The 20,966-nt window shown below is 43.3% G+C and carries 12 protein-coding genes; 5 read left to right on the forward strand and 7 right to left on the reverse strand.

All coding sequences use genetic code 11. The annotated features are described in order from the left end of the window. Window positions 1-185: 185 nt before the first annotated feature. The 3 genes from AC4II3_RS17320 to AC4II3_RS17330 all read right to left on the reverse strand — a co-directional run bounded on the left by AC4II3_RS17320 (window position 186) and on the right by AC4II3_RS17330 (window position 10,251). A complete protein-coding gene (locus AC4II3_RS17320) occupies window positions 186-2,036 on the reverse strand; it encodes a phage tail protein (RefSeq protein ID WP_488029338.1) in 1,851 nt (616 codons plus the stop codon). Between the two features lie 622 nt (window positions 2,037-2,658). Next, window positions 2,659-5,916, reverse strand: a complete 3,258-nt coding sequence (locus AC4II3_RS17325; protein ID WP_488029337.1) for a DUF6603 domain-containing protein — start codon at window positions 5,914-5,916, stop codon at window positions 2,659-2,661. 321 nt (window positions 5,917-6,237) lie between these two features. Then, window positions 6,238-10,251, reverse strand: a complete 4,014-nt coding sequence (locus AC4II3_RS17330) for a hypothetical protein (RefSeq protein WP_488012372.1) — start codon at window positions 10,249-10,251, stop codon at window positions 6,238-6,240. 804 nt (window positions 10,252-11,055) lie between these two features. Between AC4II3_RS17330 and AC4II3_RS17335 the strand changes: the two genes are divergently transcribed. The 3 genes from AC4II3_RS17335 to AC4II3_RS17345 all read left to right on the forward strand — a co-directional run bounded on the left by AC4II3_RS17335 (window position 11,056) and on the right by AC4II3_RS17345 (window position 13,841). Beyond that, window positions 11,056-11,595, forward strand: coding sequence for a TRAP transporter small permease subunit (locus AC4II3_RS17335; protein ID WP_488012374.1), 540 nt, complete (start codon window positions 11,056-11,058; stop codon window positions 11,593-11,595). A 4-nt stretch (window positions 11,596-11,599) separates the two neighbouring features. Further along, window positions 11,600-12,931, forward strand: coding sequence for a TRAP transporter large permease (locus AC4II3_RS17340; RefSeq protein WP_070392893.1), 1,332 nt, complete (start codon window positions 11,600-11,602; stop codon window positions 12,929-12,931). A gap of 82 nt (window positions 12,932-13,013) precedes the next feature. Further along, window positions 13,014-13,841 carry an ABC transporter permease gene (locus tag AC4II3_RS17345; RefSeq protein WP_488012377.1) on the forward strand — a complete coding sequence of 276 codons (828 nt, stop codon included), beginning with the start codon at window positions 13,014-13,016 and terminating at the stop codon, window positions 13,839-13,841. 39 nt (window positions 13,842-13,880) lie between these two features. Here the strand turns inward: AC4II3_RS17345 and AC4II3_RS17350 are convergent, their stop codons facing one another. The 4 genes from AC4II3_RS17350 to AC4II3_RS17365 all read right to left on the reverse strand — a co-directional run bounded on the left by AC4II3_RS17350 (window position 13,881) and on the right by AC4II3_RS17365 (window position 18,651). Beyond that, window positions 13,881-15,191 carry a sensor histidine kinase gene (locus tag AC4II3_RS17350; protein WP_488012379.1) on the reverse strand — a complete coding sequence of 437 codons (1,311 nt, stop codon included), beginning with the start codon at window positions 15,189-15,191 and terminating at the stop codon, window positions 13,881-13,883. 2 nt (window positions 15,192-15,193) lie between these two features. Beyond that, a complete protein-coding gene (locus AC4II3_RS17355; RefSeq protein WP_488012381.1) occupies window positions 15,194-15,643 on the reverse strand; it encodes a response regulator in 450 nt (149 codons plus the stop codon). A 20-nt stretch (window positions 15,644-15,663) separates the two neighbouring features. Further along, window positions 15,664-17,697 (reverse strand): PAS domain-containing sensor histidine kinase, encoded by a 2,034-nt coding sequence (locus AC4II3_RS17360; RefSeq protein ID WP_488012383.1) that lies wholly within the window; start codon window positions 17,695-17,697, stop codon window positions 15,664-15,666. Between the two features lie 300 nt (window positions 17,698-17,997). Next, complete coding sequence (locus AC4II3_RS17365) at window positions 17,998-18,651, reverse strand: DUF8692 domain-containing protein (protein ID WP_488012385.1); 654 nt, start codon at window positions 18,649-18,651, stop codon at window positions 17,998-18,000. Between the two features lie 497 nt (window positions 18,652-19,148). On the opposite strand from AC4II3_RS17365, the gene argB reads away from it, so the two are divergent. After that, entirely contained in the window at window positions 19,149-20,042 is an 894-nt protein-coding gene (gene argB / locus AC4II3_RS17370; protein ID WP_488012389.1) for an acetylglutamate kinase, read from the forward strand. 98 nt (window positions 20,043-20,140) lie between these two features. Further along, window positions 20,141-20,656, forward strand: coding sequence for a hypothetical protein (locus tag AC4II3_RS17375; RefSeq protein ID WP_488012387.1), 516 nt, complete (start codon window positions 20,141-20,143; stop codon window positions 20,654-20,656). Window positions 20,657-20,966 lie beyond the last annotated feature (310 nt).

Here is a 20,966-nt window from a genome sequence, read left to right on the forward strand (position 1 = left end):
TCCTAACTCCTTACCTCCTAAATTATGTATTCTGTCTCCTTACCTCCTAACTCCTTACCTCCTAAATTATGTATTCTGTCTCCTTACCTCCTAACTCCTAACTCCTAACTCCTAACTCCTACCTCCTAACTCCTAACTCCTATCTCCTTACCTCCTAACTCCTTACCTCCTAAATTCTGTCTCCTCTAACATTTAATGATGTAGTTGAGGGCGTGATAGGGTGGTCGATTTTCATGGGATTTACCACCACCTTTACTTACGATAGCCTTAGAATACCTTAGATTTGGCTCACTTCCAGAAGAATCGGTGGCATCAGTGTTGTCTCCTTTAGTATAGTGACCATCATGCATTAAAAGCCGGTTGTAAGAACTCTCAGGATTATGATTATGACTGGGCATTTGATCGATTGTTAAGGTAACGCTATTCGCTCCACCTCTGGCATTCAGGTTGTAAGTGTCGCCAGCACCAACGATAAATCGATTCTTCAGATTTGGAAGTGTACTACTGCCAAGGACATCATGTAAGTCTGGATAATCATCTTCGTCAAATGTTGAACCATCACACCACAACCATCCTTGTGGGAGTTGCTTTCCAGCATAAGGGACAACTGTTCCCACAGGAATTACGAACCCAGTTTTATCTTTAATTCGTCCAGTAACATGTAATTTACATGATGGATTAGTAGTACCAATTCCTAGAGAACCTTCTTTGAGCACCATCGATGCTCTGCCACCTTCCCCTGGATTGAGCTCTAGATCACTATGAGAACCTTCTTGATACCAACCAAAGTGGTGACGACTTCGGAAGTAGGTGGTATAAGTTTGGAAGCCAATTCCATATATTGAATTATCATTAGATAAGTCGATCATCTGGCGATAGTTTGTATCAAACGTCAACTTGCCATCTTCATCGATACTGATACCATCTTTGACATTGAGCAAACCGTCTACATCTGTTCTCGTGCCCATACGCACTTTCGTATCAAAAACTAGAGGTGCTTTTTCAATTTGACAGACAAATTGCCCATCCTTATATCCTGGAACATACTGATAACTTAAATAGAGGTTAGCCTCTCCTGTGGGATGGGAGGTAATAATATTATCCAAGTTGATTAACATGGTTTTTCTTGCCGCCAACACCACATCAGCACTTTGGGGGATAAAAGTCCACTGTAAAGCTTGAACAACTCCCTCTACTTCAATGGTTTCGATATCGCCATTTTGTTGCCATTGGTCTCCCGCAATGGAGATGGTGATGTTATTAACTTGGTCTCGTGTTCCTAAGGCCCACGGTACATCTTCTACTGTTCCCACTTCTAAAGTGACTACCAACTGAGAGCAAAGATTAATATTGGAATCATAGTGGAAGGTAATATCAGGAGCTGCTGCACTAGGAAGGTTGGTATTAGTCAGGCGCAGTTGTAAACTGCTAGCTTCATCATGGACATTGAGAACCTTGTTACAATTCACAAAACCAACATAAAGAGGGATATTTGATTTTCCAGTTGATTGAACCATGTTTAATGTCAGAGTAATGTTTTCATCGTAATCACCGCCTTCAGGGATTTTCGCCGGGCTCCTTACCTCAATACCTCCCTGGTCAAATTCCCAACTAATTGTCACATCAGCGGAGGTTATTTTATCAATAGATTGAGCCGCAACTCCGGTTAAAATAACCTTCATCGCTTCTTGGTAAGACAGCAAAGTTTCTGTCCCTGTCCAGAGTAGGTAAATACTGTCTCCATCTGCATTGGAAACAGAGCTAATTGACCAATCTGCGCTCTCCACAGCGATCGCACTAGGATCTGCTAAGATGCCAGGTAAAAAAGCCAACTTAAAATGGTAATTGTCCCCATCGGGTTGACTTACCCCGCCCATAGGACGAATAGCGATAGTTTTGTCCGAGAGGATATTACTGATCTCGATATCCAGTGGGGGAACATCCTCCGGTTCCCCAATAACTAAAACTTCACATTGTTGATCATCATCCTCCGTTTCTTCATAACACCAGGTAAACTCAAAGGGCATTTCGCTCATAATTTTCTTTCCTGTTGTGAATGTTTTTTTAGGAGGTTAGGAGTTAGGAGGTAAGGAGGTAAGGAGGTTAGGAGTTAGGAGGTAAGGAGGTTAGGAGTTTGGAGTTAGGAGTTTGGAGTTAGGAGTTTGGAGTTTAGGAGTTTGGAGTTGGGAGTTGGGAGTTAGGAGTTAGGAGTTTAGGAGTTAGGAGTTGAGGAGTTTGGAGTTTGGAGTTGAGGAGTTGAGGAGTCAGGAGTTTGGAGGTGGGAGTTACCAAAGATTATAGTTCGCCACATGTAGTCAGGAAAGAATTATTTTTATTCTTTATTCTTTCTTCTGTTTTCTATCTCCTGTCTCCTGTCTCCTTACTTTTTACCTCCTTACTTTTTACCTCCTAACTTTTTACCTCCCTCCTAACTCCTTACCTCCTAACTCCTTACCTCCTAACTTTTTACCTCCTAAATTCTTTCTTCTGTCTCCTTACCTCCTAACTCCTAACTCCTAACCTCCTAACTCCTTACCTCCTAAATTCTGTATTCTATCTCCTAAACTCTGTCTTCTATCTCCTTACCTCCTTACCTCCTAACTCCTAACCTCCTAACTTTTTACCTCCTTACCTCCTAACTCCTTACCTCCTTACCTCCTAACTAACCTGCGGTGCAAAGATAAAACTATCCGAAACAGCAGGATCGATACTGACTTTGCTAGTGTCAAAGCCTAATGCTGTTAAAAGGTCATCCCGTTGGGAATTACTCTCCACAGTTTCGTTAATGCGATCGCGTTTTTCCTCTTCCGTTGTTAAGCTGGCATCGGGGATAAATGCTGCGATGGTTTCCCAAATGTAAGAATTATCGATGGGTAAAGTGTCATAGAGTAAATGTTCAACGCCGATTACATCGGTTTCTCCAGGTTTGGGCTGCTGTGCGGGCACAATACGGAAACCAAAGAAGACGTTTTTCACAAATTGATCGCCATTAACTTCTGGGGGAACTATGTGATCCGAAGAAACGGGATTACCCCAAGCAGCAACGGGGGCATATTTAGTGATGGGTTCAAACTTGAATTGATTTTTAGCACCCTCTTCGTCACCATCCCTGGTAATAGTAACATTGTGGACGGTGGTTAATTCATCTTTCTTAATTCCCATGGAATTAACCCCAAATGCCGTCTCCGTACCCACAGATTGGTCAGCACCCCAAGTTTGTACCTGTTTCGCAGGAATAATACTATCGGTGGTCAATTCCAAGTCTTTAGGATTAATCACCCAGATTTCTGCGCCGTCTGTTTCGCGGATGATCTGCTTGCTTAAACCATCAACCACGGCAATGCTGCACACTTCATCATCAGGGGGCAAGAAAGCTCCCCTAAACTCATCCCAGTCAATGGGATTGGGATATTGAGACGTTTGATCCCCAATCTTGATGGTGACGGTAATAATGATAATTCTGATCTTGAATTTACAACCGAAGTCTGGACCCCAAAAACGAACATTGACCCCCAGACCCACGGCAAGGGCACCAATCCCCGCCCGCACAAAGAAGTGCCAGGAAACATCATAATGGTAGGGTTTCCAACTGATTAAGAAATCAATCCCCGCATCAAACTCAGCCCACAGAGCCCCCGCCCTAAAGGCAATGGCAAAAAGTCCACCCACCATTACTCCATAGCCACACAGAGCAAAATAGACCTGGGCGGTGGTAAAGGCATTATCGTCAATCTGCCAACTGTAGCCTAAGCGAGGTACATCAGGATAACGATCCGCAGCATAAAAACGGGGATGGTAGCCCCCTTGGGTAATGACAAAATCCCCTGCCCGATCTCCAGCAAACCACAGCCCGAAAGCATAACCCCCTGTTAAATGACACTCTCGGCTAAACACATAGGAACTAGGGGTTAGTTGTCCCCGCACCATGAGCACCCCTTCAGCAGGAGCAAACCTTGATTCCATCACCATTTCTGCCACCGCTATCGGTTCAAACGGACCAGTTATGGTGGTAGGCAGCATTAAAGTGACAATGGCAATGAAATCGATCTCAAACCCACTGGAATCCAGGGCAATGTTCAACAGTCCAAAGCCATCCATGATCTTAAAGCAGGTGAATTTAATCCCTGCTGCCCCAAACCAAGCCCCAACTTCCGGAGGCATATAGTTAGACAAAATCAGCAACTCATCAGCCAGAACCTGGGCACTCTCAGCAGGATCCGGTGCTTTTTGATCATGAACTGCCTCATCCACGAAAGGAAAGGCTACTAGTTCATCCAAGGTGGGAACAATTAGTCGGTAGTTATAACCAAATCCCCCTGATATGCCGGTAACGAAGAAGAAAGGTGGCCCTCCCAAGGGATAGTTGAGTGCTAGGTAGAGAAAGAGACCAAAATTGTCGCTGTCAGTAAAGTTAGCAAAAGCCCCAATGGAAGATAGGGAGAGACATTTTTTGCCCCCTTTACCAATTTTCAAGCCAATAACGGCTGTTCCTAAAAATTCATCGTAGCTGCTGCCCTCAACTAGTAGGAAAGTGCCACCTATTTCTAGTCCACTGGTGATCACTTCTAAGCCAAAACCATCCAGGTTAAACGAAGGAGAAAACTCCATTAAAGGAGAACCTATGGACAACCCATTAAGGGTCATTACCATACGGGATACCTCTACAACCAATTGAGGCGTTAGGTTAATTTTTTGATTTTTATAGATGAGTCCTACTTTCTCGAAATGCAGGGGACCAAAGGATTTTTGTACTGTTAACCAAACACCATTTTCGGTGATAGTAACGGGAAGTTCTTCGTCATTGGAGCTGACATTGGAACTGGAAGCAGCAAGTACTTGCATATCGCTAGTTGGGACTAAACTACTACTCGGTTTCGCAGGAGGAGGAGTAGTAGTCTTAGGACGGGATAAGGGGGTTAACCAAGCTTTGGCATAGGGACCAATTTCAAAGTGAGCGCCAATAGAAGCACCCCGTTTCAGGACATTTGTGCTGTTGCAGGGGGGTTTTATTCTTAGAGGTACTCCTATTTCTTCGAGGAAATAGTTAACTTGCATTAGCTGTTTGCGAGAGAATTCTTGTAATGCCACTAAAAATTCAAAAGCAAATTCACTATCAGCGATCGAAGGAGTTAATGCTTGGTTAACTAGGGGAATGTCGTTAAACATGATCCGGCCATTGAAACCAATACTAAACAGCATTGATCGTTTCTTGGCAACTACGGTACTGGAATTACCAGTATTATTTGGGTTAGCAGGGCAATCAATCACCATCACGATGCTGCTGTTCACCTTGAAATAACTCAATAACTCCAGGGGAATTAAATCACTGAGTCCAAAGGAAATTGTACTAATTAGGTCTTGGAGGGCAATCTCTAGACTTTTTTCAGCAGCCAGACTTGCAGTAATAATGGATGAGGTCTGGGATTGACCTGGAGACTTTTTATTTTGGAAGAATAAGGTAAATCTGAGGACGAGGGTACCATCGTCATATTCTGCGATGTATTCTGTCTCGCCATCTTCAGACGTTGTAGGAGTATAGGTAATTGAATCACCCAGAGGAATATCAATTGTCCCACCATAGAGCCCGTCTTGTTTAGTATTTGGCGCATCCTCAACCTGAATTAGGATATTGGCATTTACTGCATTTACATTTTGGGGTTCTTCTGAGGTATCGGAAACCTCATCATCCGGTGCGACATTAATCGTTGCTGACCAAACAAATTGATGGAAAAAAGTTCCATCTATATCGACATAGTAGTACTCTATTGTACCAAGGTTAAATTCATTGGCAATGGTTGCTAAAACAACATCATTAGTTAGGGTAATACCAAGTTCGCTACTTAAAAAACCTCTGAAACTACTAACATCAACGATAGTACTTAATGTCTCTAGTGCAGCTTGACCTAATGCTCCCATTATTTCGACTCCTTAGAATTGATGGTTGAAAAATATGATTTGTATCAGAATTTAGGAGGTTAGGAGGTTAGGAGGTTAGGAGGTTAGGAGATAAGAAGACAGAATTTAGGAGGTTAGGAGATAAGAAGACAGGAGATAGAATACAATTGAATCTTTTCTGACTACATGTAGTATAGTGAGGACTTTGGTCACTTCTACCTCCTGACTCCTGACTCCTGACTCCTTACCTCCTAACTCCTTACCTCCTTACCTCCTTACCTCCTGTCTCCTAACCTCCTGACTCCTAACTCCTTACCTCCTGACTCCTAACTACTAACTCCTCTACTCCTCCTGTGCCCGACTCAGTTGCAACCAACCCTCATACAGTTGTTGGGGTTCAGAAAACGTTGCTGTGGGGTTAACCCCTTCAATTTCCGTGGTTTCTGACCACTCCTCACCACTTAGGGATACCCAAGACCACACAGCATTAGCTTGTTGGGGGACAGGAATTGCTAAACCACTGCTAGCATCAAAGGCTGGGGGCTCAAGTTGATCGCCATCGTGGATGTCAATGTCCATGTCAGTTTGGCGATCGCATAACATGGGGGTAGCGAGGAAATTAACTTCCATGGACTGTAATGCGGGAGTATAGTTTTCCGACGGTAAGGTCAATTCTCGGTTGGGTAAGAACCCGCAAGTGGCATGAATTGTGCCCCGAGGATCGATTAACATGGTCACTCCTTGGGGTGGTGCATCCACGGTTTGCTCGAAATACACCAACCCTTCTGCTTCCGTTTGAATCAAACTGTCATTTGCTAAGTTACTTTGGGGTGCATAGAAGATATTTCCTTCATAGTCATAACCTTCATCATTGTCTGCGGCGGTTTCTCGCCAATAACCCACTAACCCATCGTTGAGTTGTTGATAATCCCCTAAACGAATGGGAACTTTTACTTCGGTATACCCGTAGGTGGGTACTTCTTGGTCAGCGCTCTCAATTTTCACCGTAGGATCGCACACAGGTAACCCTTTAACCTCTAAGCTAAAGGTGGCACGTACCACAGCCATGGGTCGTCCAATTAATAATGCCAGAGTGCTATGGAGGGCAAACCCTTCGGGATCGATGGTGGCTAGGGAATTGTCTAAGGTAGAAAGAAACTGTTGTTGAAAACTTTGTCCTTGATTGACGAGATAGTCTACCAGCTTGCGCAGATGAGGATTAGAGATGCTGGCGACATCAGGAATACCAAAGCCTCCAGGGGCAGCCCTCCAATTACCAGCTCGATCTAAGGAACCCAAAGTTTTTCCTTGCTGGTCATAAATACTCAAGGTGCTGTCGAGATTATTGGGGACAATCCAACCACAAACGGGATTTCGGGCTGGCTTGGTAGTCATTTCAATCTCACTGGGAGCATCGGCTGCTAACCAGTGGAAGTTGAGACGGGCATTTTGGGCGAAACGAGGTGCCAATAAAAATTGATAGTCAACGTTATCAGGGGGAGTCATCCGGCTACTAGTTACCAAATCCGCTTGTCCTGCATCTGGGTCAATGACGGTAAAATGTCGTCCATAACTATCCACTAACCACAATTGATCGATGGTCATTCCCCCACTGCGGATCGGGTTGAAAATGTCTCCTGAGAGGAATTCGTATTGAATGCTGCTATCGCCTAAAGTCCAACGCACCTGATCCGTTACCAATTTTGCTGTGTTATTGGTAGTGAGGGGATCGTCCACTTCTAGGGACAGAGTGGGTTGGGAGAGCATGATGGTGTCGTTAAACCCACCGATAGTTTGGGCTTGACAGTCTAAATCTTCCATCTGTTCGTAAGCCCACAAGGCTACGTAAATGGTATCTTGGGCTTTTTGCTCTTCGGTCATTCCTTGTACATCGTCCGTACCCTCATACCAGGATTTAACCGCCTCAAAATTTTCACTCAGGTAGTCTGGGGTTTGCTCGTCTTCGGGAATATTATTTTGATAGTAGTAAGTGGGCAAAAGTTGTGCGTTTAAATAACTAGTCAGTTGTCCGCTTAACTCTTCTCCCGCCGACGGGGTTAAAATGCTGAACCCCTTATAACTATTACCATCTGGGGTAAAACTGCTTTCCTTGCCAGGTTTCAGTTGGAGGTCGATGGCATTGGGTTCTAAGCTATAGTTATCCAGGATTTGATTGGGTTGATAATCTTGAACCACTCCCCCCGTCATCTCACGACTAGGATAGTTCAAGACATTCCACTGGAAAGCAAAGGGATTCCAAGGTTGCTGACTCCAGGTATTAAAGTTAATGGAATCTTCTCCTGATGAGGGTTTAAGGCTATCAATTTTTGCTAAAAGCCCAGTGATGTCACTGGTAATGTTAGTAACATCAAAATCAATGGGGTAGCATTCTAAGAAACCATCCTCCCGCAACCGTCCATCTTGTCCAAAACGATTGGAAGCCTTGGCGGCGTCTCCGGTCAAGAGGACAAAGGGATCGCTAGGACGCCAGTAATTGTCACTAGGAACTTGGCAGAGGCGGTATTGGGTGGTGGAAGTTGTGTAGTTTGCGATCGCACTTCCTAAGTTACGAATCGCACCAACCAGGTTATAAGCGATTTGAGAAGGTGTAGGGGGAATATAAATGGTAAAAATTCCCCCTTCTACGTTAACGGGATAGATTTGTCCTCCATCCTCAATCTGCCAAGCTCTACCTTCATAGAAGTTTGCTTCTCCTTGATTAGTTATGCTAACAGTTGGATTATCAGATAGTTCAATCCCACAGTTTCTAAATTCTGGAGTTATATAGTCAGTCCAGTCACTATAATCTCCATTAGCAGCTTTATCTATCGCAGCCACGTAACTATCGAAATAGTCACTTAATCTTGATACAACGTTAAAGGGCAAGGTTTTTGCCGTCACTGTGGTGCTGGTTCCCTCTCCAGAAAATTCTATTTCTCCCGCAGTAGCCATGGCTGTTCGCAAAGGCACCAGGCTGTAATTATTGACATCTTCGTCGAAGTTGGCATCGTACCTCATGTAAATGTACCATTGGCTATATAACCGACGCTGCAAGGATTCTATGTCTAGCTGAGCTTGATTATATTGCTCTTGGATGATGTTGAGTTGATTCAGTGATTGGGCTAAATCATCTGGTAAGGTTAAGTCATTCTGTGAAGAAGTATCCGTAGTGTCTGACTCATTCTTGGAAACCTGGGGCATAATTGACCACAGATAGCCATTTTTCTCCGTACCAAACCCCACTTCATGTCTTCCTGCTCGGAATTTGGCATACATATCGAGCTTGTTAAACTCTAACCTTTCTAATATTTGCAGGGCTTCTAACTGTTCTTCAACGATTTTGCCAATGGTATTGTTAGAGTTGCCACCAATAGTCTGATCCTTATTGGGATAGGAATTTGCTAAGTAAGCAGCCAGGGCTTCGGCGGGAGAATCTCCCACTGCTAGGTTAGGTTGGGATAAATCTGCGGAACCACCATTCCCACTGAAGGTAATGCGAGAATGATAGATAGTCTGAGGGGGTATGGCTGCTCCTGACTCAATCGTCCAACTAAATTCTTCTTGTAGAAGTGCCAGTAATTCTTCGGAGTCAGTAACCCCACTATTTTCTTCTAAAAACTTTTGGATACAATCCTGTCCACCATCGCTGTACCAACCCACCACATCATACTGTAAATCTAATCCAGGAGTCTCCGTGGGGTAATCAGGGTCGTGGAAGCCAAAAACACTATAGGAATTAGGATAAAATGCGGCAAAGGTAGCTTTAACATGATCCAATACGGGTACAGTGGCATTGGTACCCACGGCAGTTAAAGCTGCAGCATGTTCTTTACTAGCATCATCCGAATTCCATTCTCCGAGTTCCCAACTTTTACCCATATAGCGGTAACGCTGATATTGATAGGTGCTGGCATCATTCGGATCTGTATTAACTACATCCGGTGGGTCAATGAGAATATTAATCGCCTTTGGTGGTGGGCTATTATCCTCTGATTCACGTTCAGGATAGAGATAGTCACTTTCGACCACCCACTGTTTATCTCCCTTGTCTCCTCCTTGGCGGATAATCAGCCAACGATTGGGAACTTGAGGAAATGTAGTGAAGGTATCATGGGTTCCTGTAGTTAGGGCATCGGGTATTGACCAATGGAGGTGAATTCCCGCTTCCAGAGTCAATTGGTGGTTGAATAAGGGGGCGAGAATCTGTTCACTGAGGTTTTCATTTCCCGAAGCATGGGTTTCCCCTTGATATTTATAGGGTAGTAGGCTGTAGTCTGCCATGGGATCGAGGACTTGCTCGTCGTTGGCCAGACACAAAGCATCAAGATGAATGGGAACAAGTAGAGTGTTGCTCATGGGTAGTTATTTACACACGATTTGCAGTTTACTATTTTTTTGTGACCAAAAAAAAATAGGTGTTTTTGCTGGGGGAGTGACATGCAATCTGAAATCCTTACTGGGGAATAATTTCAGCTTATAAGTAAAAAAAAAATAAATTTTTTCTTTACCTTCAATTGAACATAGTTATAAGGGTTTGAGCTTCCATAAAATTAATCAATGGTGAATTTTGGACTGTATATTTTATGAGCTCATTGGCATCGAATAATTATATAATTACTCGAGAAAAAATCAACATTAATTATAACATTTTGTAAACAAAAGCTAGACTTATAATTAATATTTTTTTTCGTTTTGGAGTCATAAAATTATGAGATAATAATAAAATTATTTTGATTCTGCGATTAATGTCATCACTCTTTGGAGAAGATAAGGAGGTAAGGAGATAGGAAGTAAGGAGATAGGAGATAGGAGTTAGGAGATAGGGTGGATCTCATATTTGTAAAAAAGTTGCTAGTGGTGCTTCAGGGGCAGGGGGGCACAATCATACCCAGAATCACCAACGCCTTATTTTGCTTGATAGAACTTATCCAATCTTATCTATTTTTGGGCACAATGTCTTGATGGAATAAGTAGTCGGACAAAATTAAAATTAACTGTTGAAATAGGGAACAGGGAACAGGGAACAGGGAATAGAGGGATTTTTGGCAACTTTACACAAGTTAAGAAAGCGAGGTTTATTTTTGTCCAGCTACTTAGCGACTTGGGGACTTGCTATGATAAAATATCATTCCAATAGCTGGCAAGTGAGGAGGGTAGCTATTGCAACAACTATTACGTATCTCTAGACTTATTGATAGCTTCAACGAGAGAATCGGTCGCTTAACCTACTGGATTTTGCCACTGATGATTATGATTGGTGTGTGGAATGTCGTTGGTCGCTACTTGGGACGTTTTATAGGAGAAAATTTGAGTTCTAATGGCTTTATCGAAACTCAGTGGTACTTGTTTGACTTAGTATTCCTGTTGGGGGCGGCTTACACTCTTAAGCATAATGGCCATGTGCGAGTCGATGTTTTTTATAAGAGTTTGAAGCCTAAGGCTCAAGCGATCGCTAATTTAATTGGGACATTATTGTTCTTAATTCCGTTCTGCATCATGGTAATTTATTTTTCTTGGGGGGCAATTGTTAATTCCTGGACGATTCAAGAGATGTCCCCAGATCCAGGAGGGTTACCCCGTTATCCAATTAAATCCATGATTATTGTCAGCTTTGGGTTGCTGATTCTTCAAGGAATCTCAGAAGCCATCAAAAACTGGGCAATTTTTGCAGGATATTTGGCACCCCAGGAGGAGGACTAAAACCATGGGTTATGACTGGTTAGGTCCAGCCATGTTTGGCGGTGCCTTAGTATTACTTTCCATCGGTTACCCGGTGGCTTTTTCCCTAGGTGGGGTGGCAATTTTGTTTGCCATCATAGGAGTGAGTTTGGGTATCTTTGACCCGATTTTCATGACCGCTATGCCCCAGCGGATTTTCGGGATCATGGGCAACTACACTCTCCTAGCCGTGCCCTACTTTATTTTTATGGGTTCGATGCTAGAAAAATCTGGCATTGCTGAGCAGCTGTTGGAAACCATGGGAATTCTGTTTGGACGGCTGCGAGGGGGATTGGCCTTAGCGGTGGTGATTGTGGGTGCGTTGCTGGCCGCATCTACTGGAGTCGTTGCCGCAACAGTAGTAGCAATGGGACTGATTTCCCTACCAATTATGTTGCGCTACGGTTATAACAAAGAACTAGCCACTGGGGTAATCGTGGCATCCGGGACATTAGGACAGATTATCCCCCCGAGTGTGGTGCTAGTGGTATTAGCGGATCAGTTAGGAATTTCTGTAGGAGACCTGTTTATCGGTTCCGTGATTCCTGGTTTAATGATGGCTGGGGCGTTTGCCATTCATGTGATCATCGTAGCATGGCTCAAACCAGACGCAGCACCAGCCCTACCACTAGAAGTGCGAAATATCAGTGGAAAAGCGTTGGGAAAGCGGGTGATCCAATCGATGGTACCACCATTATTGTTAATTCTATTAGTATTGGGCAGTATCTTTTTTGGGATTGCCACTCCAACGGAAGCAGGGGCTGTGGGTTGCCTGGGTGCAATAGTATTGGCTGGTGTGAATGGTCAGTTGAATTTGCCATCCCTGCGACAGAGCTCTGATGCCACGATGCGGATTACCAGCATGGTGATTTTCATCTTGCTGGGTTCAACAGCATTTAGTTTAGTATTTCGTGGCTTGAATGGCGATCGCGTAATGGAAGCGATGCTGTTAAACCTTCCCGGCGGTTACATTGGCTTCCTAGTAGTGAGTATGTTAACTATTTTCCTACTAGGCTTCTTTATTGACTTTTTTGAGATTGCCTTTATTGTAGTACCGCTGTTTGCTCCAGTGGCTCAACAGCTTAACCTTGACTTGGTCTGGTACGGGGTAATTATCGGAGCCAATCTCCAAGCCTCATTTCTGACACCACCCTTTGGCTTTGCTCTGTTTTATTTACGGGGTGTCGCTCCACCAGAGGTGAAAACCATGGAAATTTACCGAGGTGCGATTCCCTTTATCCTGTTGCAACTGCTGGTGTTAGTGTTGATTATTGCCTTTCCTGGTATAGTCAGTTTCTTGCCATCATTGAGTACTTGATTTGACAATAGTCCTGAGTGTTGAGGGTCAGTGATAACATTTAGTAATGTAAAGGAAAATTAACTTAATTTAAACCAATACTGTGAAATCCAATCTATCACTGCCCCATCAAAACACCATCAAAGGGTCTCAGTTACCGACTATAATCACCGATAGCCTCACGGTTTTGTGGGGGGACTGGCTAAAGTTACGGGTGCGAGCCACCCAAGTCGTTGCTAGTGGGCTAATCTCCCCAGTGATCTACATATTGGCATTTGGTCTCGGCCTAGGGAGTACCTTAGATCGGACAATGACTCCCCCAGTTGGTGAATCCTACTTAGAATTTATTTTGCCAGGAATGGTGGCGCTGTCGTCTATGACCATTAGCTTTGCTGGCACCACCTTTTCCATTTGCGGTGAACGGCTATACACGAAAACCTTTGAGGAAACTTTGTTGATGCCAGTCCATCCCTTAGCCTTGCATGTCGGCAAAATGATGGCAGGGATTTTGCGGGGATTAATGACATCTGCTTCAGTAATTTTGGTAGCAGTGCTGTTTACTGGGAAAGTATGGAGTTTTCTCAATCCCTTATTTCTGTTGTTGCTAGTGCTTAATTGTGCTGTGTTTGCCGGTTTAGGGGTGATAGTGGGATTGAATGTCAAATCCCTGGAAATGGTTGGTCTTTTCAACAACTTCTTAATTGTTCCGATGTCTTTCCTAGGTGGGACGTTTTTTGACCCAGCTACCTTACCTACAGCCCTAAAAGTGATTGTCTATCTATTGCCTCTAAGTTATACCAGCACTGGACTCCGGGCTGCTGCTTACTTACCTGTGTCCGAGTTTCCCTGGTATGCGATACCGATTCTGCTGGGGTTTGCGATCGCACTTTCTCTATTTGGTGCTCACCAATTCGCTCACCAGCAAGACTGATTAGGCATACTTACCCTGAACCCCTTAACCACCATTAACCTAAGACCTAACACCTGAATAACGGGATGAGTGTAATGGCAATGTGACCGTAAAGGCTGTACCAACTCCCACTTCACTCTCTACACAAATCTCACCACCGTGGAGGTTGACACATTTTTTGACAATTGCTAATCCTAGTCCAGTACCAGAGATAGTACCAACATTACTACTGCGCTGGAAAGCCTCAAATAACCGTTTTTGGTCTTCTGGGGGGATGCCAATTCCGGAATCTTGGATCCGGAACATAGTATTATGTTCACTCATGATCAGATCAAATTGGATATCACCCCCATCTGGTGAATACTTAATCCCATTGGAGAGCAAATTAGACAGAATTTGCCGCAAAAGTTTTTCATCTAGATAAGCTTTGTCAAAGCAACCCTGATTAATACACCAGGAGGTTTGCTCTGAATTATCTATACAGTTAAAGTTAATAGTCAACCCAGTCTTAGCTGTTAGTTTAAATTCTTCCACAATTTCCTTACAGAAGGCTAACAAATCCATAGGTAATGGTTTGAATTCCAATTTTCCTGCCTCAGCTTTACTGAATAGCAGTACATCACTCACTAACTTAGTCAGATGTTTAACCGTGGTTTGAATCCGCTGAAAATGACGTTGCTTTTTTTCGGAAGACCATTTATGACTATAATGTTCTAATAATTCTGCGGAAGATAGGATGGTGGCTAGTGGGGTGCGATATTCATGAGAAACGACAGAAACAATCCGAGATTTGAGGTCATTGAGTTCTTTTTCTTTATTCAACGCCTGACGAAGTTCTTCTTCCAAGCACTTCCGACTGACAATTTCCTGTTGTAGGTACTGATTTTTTTGCCTTAATTCATCGGTTTGTTCCGCAACGCGATGCTCTAATTCCTCATTGAGTCGTTGCAATTGCTCCTCACTTTGTCGAAGCTGCTTCATAGTATTGGCTCGCTCAATGGCATAGCGAATTGTGCGGATCAGCAATTCACTATCAATTTTGCCCTTGACTAAATAATCTTGTGCTCCTTTTCGTAATGCTTCTAGAGCCGTAACTCTATCATTAAGGCCCGTTAACACCACAATGGGTAAATCCGGTACTACCTCGTGGGTTTTTGTTACCGTAATCAATCCCTGTTGATCAGGTAACGATAGGTCTAATAAGACTATATCAAAATGATGTTTACTGAGAGAATCAATAGCATCTTGTAACTTTTCTGCCTGCACCAGTGACCACTGAATCTCTTGGGCATCAGTTAAAATGATTTCGAGAAGATCCGCATCAGCTGGGTTATCTTCTACTAGAAGTATTTTCAGGGAATTGGTGTCCATATTTATTGATATAATGGCAGTCTAACAAGGTTTAACCAAAATTCTTCAATCAGCTTCACCATCGACATAAAACTTTCCCAATCCATGGGTTTGCAAATGTAGCAGTTAGCTTTTAGCCTGTAAGTATTGATAATATCTTGCTGAGAGTCAGATGTGGTTAATATAATAATTGGAATTGTACTTATCTGGGGGTCTGCTTTGATTTCTTGGAGCACCTGGCGACCATCTTTTTTAGGTAAATTGAGATCCAGAACAATTAAAGCTGGACGTGGGGCTTCCTGATAGTTTCCCTGCTTACGGAGAAATGCGATCGCTTTAGCACCATCATCAACCCAGTGAAAATTACTGGATAGCTTGCTATCACATAACGCCTCTAAAATGAGTTCGGCATCACTCGACGAATCTTCTACCAAAAGAATATCAATTGCTTGAGTATTTGTCATAATGTTCATGATGCCAGTTCCTGAAATTTCTAAATAATGTTTAACTCATGAAGCTGTGGTATTGAGAAGTAAAATATTGTGCCTACTCCTAGCTCTGACTCTACCCAAATTTTTCCCCCATGACGCTCTACAATCTTCTTACAAACTGCTAGACCAATGCCTGTACCAGGATATTCACGGCGGGTATGCAAGCGCTGGAAAATAGTGAAGATGCGCTCAAAGTACTCGGGTTCAATACCAATACCATTATCACGAACTGAAACTATCCATTCCTTAGCTTTCAGTTCCGCTGAAATATGGACTATGGGTACCTCTTGGCTGCGAAACTTAATAGCATTACCAATGAGATTTTGCAGAAGTTGACTCAGTTGTATATCATCCCCCATAACTATAGGTAAGGAGTCATAGGTAACTATGGCATCGCTTTCGATAATCGCCACTTTTAAATTGTCTAAAACCCGATTCAGTACTACCTCACAGTCAGTAACGGCTAATTCTTTACCATGGGTTCCCACCCGAGAAAAACTCAGCAGATCCTTGATTAACTGCTGCATGTTGGTAGCGCCATCTACGATATAATGAATATACTTATCCGCTTGAGCATCCAGCTTACTCTGGTATTTTTTAGATAAGAGTTGGGTGTAGCTACTAATGGCTCGCAGTGGTTCTTGTAAATCATGGGAAGCCACGTAGGCAAACTGTTCTAATTCACGGTTAGATCGGGATAAATCTTGATTAAGTCGTTTGAGAGACTCTTGAGCTTTCTTACGCTCTGTAATCACCTCAGTACTCATAATAATACCGCTAATTTTCCCAGCAATGTTAACCCAAGGACGGATTTCCCACTTGAGCCACTGTTGTTTACCATTAGCGCGAACAAACAAATCTTCTTTAGACTCTGCTGAATAACCCTCTAAGCACAATTGGTGTATTTCCTTCCAACGCTCAGGAGTTTCTGGAAATACGTCGTAGTAGCTTTTGCCAATGATGTTGTCATCATATATTTTGTACTCCGAGTACCAGTGGCGACTAACAAACTGGTACCTCATCTGCTGATCGAACATGGCAATAGCTGCGGGTACATATTCCAAAAATAGGTTGAGCAGCTCTAGGTTGTTGCCTAATTCTGACTCAACCTGGCGTCGCTCTTTGATTTCAGCTGTTAAGACTTCATTAGCTGCTGCTAGTTGCTTTGTCCGTTCTAATACTCGTTGTTCTAACTCTTCATAAGCTTGGGTGAGGACATCCTCCTCTAGCTTACGCTTGGTGATATCCTCTACCACGGACACCACTCCGATGACGGTGCCATCAGATTCAATTAAGGGAGCATTGTGCCACTGGCAAAATATACTACTACCATCTTGTGGATGGTAGTTTTCGGTAATGCAGTTGCTGTACTGAAAATTCAAACAGTCTTGCAGAACTCGTTGGAGCTGCTCTACGGAAGATTGCGGCTTCATCAATTCATGGGCACGATGCCCAAAGGCTTCTATCTTGTTATAGCCAAAAATTTTCTCGGCTACATGGTTCCACTGCATCACTTCACCATCCAGGTTCCACTCAATGAAACCAAGGGGAGTTTGCTCTACCAGGAGGGACAAGGCTTGTTGGGATCTCAGTAGTTCTTCTAGGGTTTGCCTACGTTCAGCAATTTCCTTTTTCAGAGCTGTGTTAGTCGCTTCGAGTTGAGCTGGACAGGACAATGCTAAGACTTTCGGCATCACTACTACTAGTGCGATCGCGCTAGACACAGAAAGTATGGCACTAGTGGCTTTGACTAAACCAGAAAGCCAATAATCTGGATGCCAAATTCTCCAGACCTCCAGCAAGTGACTAGTGCCAGAGAACAAAACCAAGGGACTCAATAGTAACAAAATCTTCAGTAATGGCAGATCTTGGTTTTGAGACCACAAATAGATCAGCAACAGCAGAATAGAGTAATAGGATAGAGCAATTAGCAAATCCGAACCAGCATGAAGTCCAAGTAATTCAGGCTTCCAGCCATAGCAATGCTCGTGGGATATATAATGACCAGAGAACATGTCTTGTAAGATTGTGAGCATATGCCGTTGGTCAATTGGGCAAGGGTGAATTTCCAGCAGCACCGACGGTAACAGAAATAGTCAGTTAACCATCTTGGTTTCGTACCAAGTAGCAGAACTCCAACTTATCCGTTGGAGTTAATTCCCTTTTGAAGTGGAACTGGGTATCGAGAAGCTAATCACCTCCCATGACAGTAAGACACACTTGGTTATTCTATTCTTAACGTTTTGATCAGCGACTGTAAATCTGTGAAATTACGGAATTTAAAATTACCCCACAACAAGTCTTTGCCCAGAGAACTTTAAATAATAATTTGGGACTTAGGTAGCTGGATTTCTCTTTCTATTCAAAGATTGCAGCATCACCTGCCAGCATACCTGGCTGAAATAGAGAGTGATGTTCATAATACCCAATAACCGAGTGGCATCTTCTAGCATGGCTCGGGTTCCTTGTCCTGACAAATGGGATGAATCCACCAAAGCAGATATGACAAATAAAATTGCCGCAATCATAAGCAGTATATATGGTGTAGCTCGAATTATCCTCCAAAACGCTAATCCATAGAGGATGGCACCTATGCCATAGATAAAATACACGGGCGTTTTGGAAATACCTTGTTTTGCTAGTATTAAATTAATCCTAAAGACATCATCAATTAATAATATTCCAATGCCAATAGCAGAGTATAAAATAAATTGATTTATTTTTTGATTGGGCTGAATTTTGTTCAGCAATAACCAGCACCATAAACAAATGGTTACTACTACGCACCACATTAATTCAGATACAGCTGATAACGTGCCAATGTAGGGGCGATTTAGAAGAAAAGGATCATCAAAAAGTCTTACGACTATATAACCCCTGTCCTGAATTTTGACATAGATACTTAAAACTAAAAACAGTAGAATAATTAAGCTGTTAGACCAAAGAATATAATGCTCGTGGCGCAGTTGTTTTAGAAGAATTTTAAGCATTGAGGTGAAACAGGTAACTAAGCAATAGTTTGTTAGGCTATATACTTAAGCTAACACAGGAGCTAATGGTAATCGTTCATTGCTCGGTAGTAGTGAGGTAAAATTCATGATTACTAATTTCCCATTAAGGTAAATCTAAGATAAAGCCCGGCTTTAAGCTGGTAGCCTTGTTTTATTCTGTTAAGTTAGTCTTGAGTTTTAGTTCTAAATCCGCAATTTTTTCTGAAAACTATCTGATTTAAAGAACTGGGTGAGGTACCTCCTCCTAGGTTAATGGGAGTAGGGAGTAGGGAGTAGGGAGTAGGGAGTAGGGAGTAGGGTCGAAAATTATGACCATCTGACCCATTTATCTTTTACGAGAATGAAACAGCCCTGACTCCTGTTCCCCTGAAGCTTTGTCTATTCCAATTCTTAAGGAACGGCTATTCTATCTAGCCCTAACCCATGAAAATGATTTACACTGCTGTGGATGTGATTATAGATTTAAGTGGTTGCCTATGCTCTATACTCAAGAGTACATTAGGGAAACTGAAGCAACCCGCGTGCGGGTACTCAGTGAAGCACTACCCTACATCCAAAAGTTTGCTGGTCGCACAGTCGTGGTTAAGTATGGTGGTGCGGCCATGAAAGACAGCAATCTCAAAGATCAGGTAATCCGGGATATTGTCTTCTTAGCTTCTGTGGGTGTACGACCAGTAGTTATTCACGGTGGTGGTCCAGAAATCAATAGCTGGCTGGGAAAATTAGGGATTGAGCCACAATTTAAGAATGGTCTGCGGGTGACCGATGCTGCCACGATGGATGTAGTGGAGATGGTGCTGGTGGGTCGGGTTAATAAAGAGTTAGTCTCTCGGATTAACTACGCTGGTGGTAATGCTGTCGGGCTATGTGGCAAAGATGGTAAGTTATTCGTAGCACGCCCACAAGGTCAAGAGGGTATTGGCTTTGTTGGGGAAGTGAGCAGTGTGGATGTGGGGCTAGTAGAGTCTTTGGTTAATAGTGGCTACATTCCAGTAGTGTCTAGTGTGGCGGCTGATGATACTGGCCAAGCTTACAATATCAACGCTGACACGGTTGCCGGTGCGATCGCAGCTGCTTTAGAAGCAGAAAAGTTGATCTTGCTGACTGATACCCCTGGGGTTTTGAAGGATCCTAAAGACCCATCTAGCCTGATTCCTCAGCTAGATATTCAACAATCACGGGAGTTGATTGACACTGGGGTAGTGTCTGGTGGGATGATTCCTAAGGTAAACTGCTGCGTGCGATCGCTTGCCCAAGGGGTACGTGCGGCTCATATTATTGATGGTCGCATTCCCCATGCCCTGCTCCTGGAAATCTTCACCGATGAAGGAATTGGTTCGATGATTGTCGGATCAGCATTTACCAAGTAAGGAAAAATGGCAAATGGCAACTAGGAAATTGTTAATTGAAAATATAAATTAATAATTAAAGAATTAATTATTAACAATTAATAATTAAAGAATGACTAATGGCTAATGAAAAATTTTACCTTGAGTACCAGTCAGGAAAAGCCGCATTTGAACGAGGAGAATATCGTGCTTCTATAGAGCATTTGAGCACAGCCAGAAATCTGGTAAATCTATCCTCTGGGCTAGGGGGAGAGGTGCAAATGTGGTTGGTGATGGCTTATGAGGCAGCTGGGCAAAAAGCGGAAGCGATCGCACTTTGCCAACAGTTGACTAGCCATCCTGACCTAGATACCTCCAAACAAGGTAAAGATTTACTCTATATTCTGCAAGCTCCTCAGCTTACTAGACCAGCAGAATGGATGACCAATATTCCTGACTTAGGTGCGATCGCAGAAAGTGACGACCGGGAGAGTTATGTGTATAGGTCTTTTAGCGATCGCAAGCAGCCTAGCCTAGGCTTGGCACCAGAACCCCTAGATCCTGCTGAGATTAACACTAAGGATAATCAATTCGTCTGGCTAGCTGTTGGTTTGGTGAGTTTAACCCTGGGTGGATTGATTTGGTTTGGGCTTTGATATCACTAGCTAAGCTGTTCAGCATTTAGATTGGGATACCTAAATTGCTCAAAGGGAACAGCGGATCTCGGAACAGGGAAAAACCAATTTAAATGCGCATCAGCTTAGCAGAGACTGTTTTTTTAACTTTGCTTACATCCAAGGGTTGGGTGGGTTAGGCAGCGAGTAGTGTAAGGGTTTTTAGCGATGCAGCGCTGCATCGCTATTCCGAAGTTCCCTCTTCTGACTTCCCTGCTCCCTAGTCCCTACTCCCTACTCCCTGCTCCCTGCTCCCTGCTCCCTGCTCCCTGCTCCCTGCTCCCTGCTCCCT

This window comes from Moorena sp., assembly GCF_982860115.1.